Annotated in this window: 5 protein-coding genes; all 5 read right to left on the bottom strand. The window is 32.4% G+C overall.

Annotated elements, in window-relative coordinates:
• The coding region (locus HOG71_13515; GenBank protein ID MBT5991863.1) for a hypothetical protein at nucleotides 1–473 on the bottom strand (473 nt) is incomplete at its 3' end.
• A gap of 93 nt (nucleotides 474–566) precedes the next feature.
• The gene (locus HOG71_13510; protein MBT5991862.1) at nucleotides 567–794 is read right to left on the bottom strand and encodes a hypothetical protein; all 228 of its coding nucleotides are present in this window, start codon (nucleotides 792–794) and stop codon (nucleotides 567–569) included.
• A gap of 2 nt (nucleotides 795–796) precedes the next feature.
• The gene (locus tag HOG71_13505; protein ID MBT5991861.1) at nucleotides 797–1,006 is read right to left on the bottom strand and encodes a hypothetical protein; all 210 of its coding nucleotides are present in this window, start codon (nucleotides 1,004–1,006) and stop codon (nucleotides 797–799) included.
• A gap of 396 nt (nucleotides 1,007–1,402) precedes the next feature.
• Nucleotides 1,403–1,843 (bottom strand): hypothetical protein, encoded by a 441-nt coding sequence (locus HOG71_13500; GenBank protein MBT5991860.1) that lies wholly within the window; start codon nucleotides 1,841–1,843, stop codon nucleotides 1,403–1,405.
• 59 nt (nucleotides 1,844–1,902) lie between these two features.
• Nucleotides 1,903–3,918, bottom strand: a 2,016-nt coding sequence (locus HOG71_13495; protein MBT5991859.1) for a glycoside hydrolase family 92 protein, incomplete at its 5' end; no start/stop codon positions are given.

The following is a 3,918-nucleotide window of genomic DNA, read 5'->3' as shown; positions in this document are numbered from 1 at the left end:
GCTTTCTTTTTATCAGAACCAAAGAAATCATCAACAAATAATTGTCTGAGCGATTGTATTCCATGCATAATTCCTTTGTCCGAATTAGCATACATCAGTATAGCTGATTCTTTCACCAATAATTCATAGGACTCATCGTTCTCATCGGTAGCATTATTAAACAACCAAATATGACCTTTTTCAATTGGAGATAATTGTTCAGTAAACTTGATTTTTACTTTAAACTCTGATTTTGATTCCAAAAGCTCCTTCAAGTAATTTGCTTCATTTTCAGCCTTCTTGTTAGCATAGATAATTGTGTTTCTATCAATTTTAAATAAACCTGAATCAACATGGAGCTTCAGTGGTTGTGGAATTATTTGAATTTCATCAAGAGCCCTATATTCAATAATACTTTCCTTTTGATTACAAGAAATTGCACTAAGGAGTAAAATAAAAATAATTTCGAATTTGTATTTGGTCTTGACTATCATATTAATGCTATTTACGACTAATTTTATGCGCAAAACTATAGCACAAGTTCCCATTAATCATAATAGAAAAGAAAGAATTCTGTGTAGCTGATTTTAGATAATTGATCGGACACCCATCATAATCAAAACAACAATTACATATAAAAAGCTAAACTTATACAGCTTAACAAATTCTGCAATCTGTGTTTTTTCTTTCGAAAATAAACCAATCAATGTTGTTATAGCAATAATTCCAAAGGCTATTAATGAAACATTAATTAAATATCCAGCTCCTGGCCAATGCATCATTTTGAATAAAAAGGATGTCAGAAAAAGTATCATTGTTATTGGAGAATAATTGCATTTATTTTATCTAAGCCTTTTAATGAAGTAATCTCTTTGATAAAAAAAATGGAAACGAAATAGACTATACTGGAAAGTACTCCAATTAACAATAGCATACTTGCCCCCTGAAGATGAAATATCTTGAAGATAGTTGCAACAAAGAAGAATATAAAACCAACCAAACCAAAATACTTACCTGTGTTTTTCATGATGTTTCATTTTTTATATCAAATTTAACAAAATATGATATAAAATGATGAGCGTCTAATCACAGTTTTATCAATAACAAACTCAGCTACAAATAACCATCTCTTTAAGCAGCCTCATTTGTTTTTTTCATTTGTATAATTGTATTCATATCTATCCTAAATGAACCAGAATCAATATGTATAGTTTTTGGCTAAGGAATTATTTATGTTGTAACTCGAACTTCAACTTTATCGTTTTTCTGACAAGAAATGAAAGAAACTACAATAATTGAAAAGAATGAAAGGAATTTACTCTTGACTAACATGCGCCAACATGTTAATGATTTTGCATGAAAAATAAATAATAGTTCACGTTTTTACTTCCTTCAAAAAAAACAGAAATCTATTCAGTCGGATTTAGCTTATTGAACGTAAACCAAACATGATGAGCACAATTGCCATATACATAATGGTTATTGTATTCACATTGGTTAATTCAATACTTGCTTTTTTCTCTTTTGGATAAATACCTATGGCTCCAATAATAATAAAGATGACCAAGAAAATCATTGATAAGCCTAATAGAATATTCGCTCCTGGCCAATGCATCATTTTAAATAAAAAAGCCCCCAGAAAAACAATCATGTTAATCAAAAGAGAATATCCAATTGCCTGATCAATTCCATTTAAAGCTTTAATCTCTTTCGATAAAATTTCAGATACATAAAATATCAGTCCCAAGACTATTGATAATGACAATATTACCCCAGCACCTGCTAAATGAAAATGCTTAAAAATAACAGAGGTCAAAAATAAAAAGACTCCAATAAGGCCAAGCGTTTTTGATAAATTTTTCATGTTTATTAAGATTAGTTATATCAAAATTAACGAGAATTATTCATAAAAAGTATTGAACACTAATCAATAACGACCTCATCCACAAACAACCAGCTTTTTTCGCCTGCACCCAAATGCCACGATGGACATTGCTTGATGCTTTTTGCAACAATCTTAATTGAGACAGCTTTTGCCTTATCAATGTTCAACGTGAAATTTTTGATTTGCACTTTTTCGTCTTCTAGTTTTACGTCACTTTTCACCACACCAACTTTGGCAAATTTATGATCGAATTCTGACACATAAAATTCAACCTCTGTGGGCATAAATATCCAAGAAGGATTGTCTTGTAGAAATCCAATTGAAATTTGATCAATTACTTGCCCATTTTCAAAATTGACTATTGCTTCAAAGTCTTTTCCTTCATAACCATGCCATGCACCTAAGCGCCAATTGTAATCTCCTCTTATTCCATCAATAAGTGACTTATCTCCATCTGCGCTATATTGGGGTGCATATTCTGATTTGATTTCAATATTTCTACCAATTGGTGATTTAATAAAATGAGCTATCGCTGAAGGACTCTTTAATTCTCCTTTCTGAATCCATGCTATTAAATAGGTAGTTTCAGAGATTACAATTGGTTCATTATAAATTTTCACTTGATTATCAACTCCAATCGAAAAGTTGTCCTTTTTCAGCGAACCTAAGATTAACGCATCTATTGAATTAGAAAACAGCGAATAAAATATAACCGCTTCATCGCTAAACTCTTCAAACTCCAAAGTCATTTCATCATAAAATGTTTTGCTTTTATTTTTCAAGGTAGGTGCTTCTAAAAATCCTTCAGATTCTATTTGGCTTAGAGGAATATCTTCATTCTCAATTCCCCAATTCTTATTTGGCAGATCACCCATTTCTAAGGAAAGTCTCCCTCCGTTCATAATATCTTCATGTGAAATAAAACATTTCGAATAATCCTGATCATTTAATGTAGCAGCTTGGATATAGATATTTTCATCCGACACTTTATTAGCTTCAATGATGAACTGCTTCCCATTTTCAAGATTGATAGTTACTTTTTCAAAAACTGGACTGCCAATAACATACTGATTAGAACCCGGAGTAACCTGATAAAAACCCATGGCACTCATCACATACCATGCTGACATCTGTCCACAATCTTCATTACCAGCATATCCATCTGGCTGGTCGGTATACATTTCTTTCATAATACGAGCAGCCATTTCCTGTGTTTTAGAGGGAGCATTTGCATAAGCATACAAATAAGCCATATGATGACTAGGCTCATTGCCATGTGCATATTGTCCAATTAAGCCTGTAATATCAGATTGTTGACGTCCTGTTGTTTCACTACTTTCAGTAAATAGTTGATCCAACTTTTCAATGAATTTTTCTTTCCCTCCCATCAAATTTATCAATCCACTTACATCCTGCGGAACATAAAAACTATATTGCCAGCAGTTAGCTTCCGTATAATGAATGTTGACCTCTTTTGGATCAAAAGGACTGAACCAGCTACCGTTCCATTTGGCACGCATAAAACCAGTGCTTTTGTCAAAAATGTTTTTATAGGATTGTGCCCTTTTAATGAAGTAGTTGAAATCTTCTTCCTTTCCTAATTCTTTTGCCATTTGGGCAATGCACCAATCGTCATAAGCATATTCGAGGGTTTTTGAAACAGATTCAGGTTCTTGATCAGCTGGGATATATCCATATTTTTTGTAGGCTTCCAATCCTAAATGATCCAGATTTGCACTGTGTTTCATAGCTTCATATACTTTCTCTATGTTATAATTTCGTATGCCTTTCATATATGCATCTACTATAACCGGAATGGAATGATAACCAATCATGCACATGGTTTCGTTGGCTGCAAATTCCCAAACCGGTAAGCTTCCACCTTGTTCATATTGTTTAACAAATGTGTTTATAAAATCATTCGTCCTTTTTTGATCAATAATGGTCAACAAAGGATGCTCAGCTCTATAGGTATCCCAAAGCGAAAATGTGGTGTAATAATCAAAACCATCTGCCTGATGAATTTGTAAATCTCTTCCTAAATATTGACCATC

The sequence above is a fragment of the Bacteroidota bacterium genome, assembly GCA_018698135.1.
Lineage (GTDB): Bacteria > Bacteroidota > Bacteroidia > CAILMK01 > JAAYUY01 > JABINZ01.
Note: the sequence above shows the minus strand (reverse complement) of the source record. Positions and strands in the feature narration are given on the sequence as shown.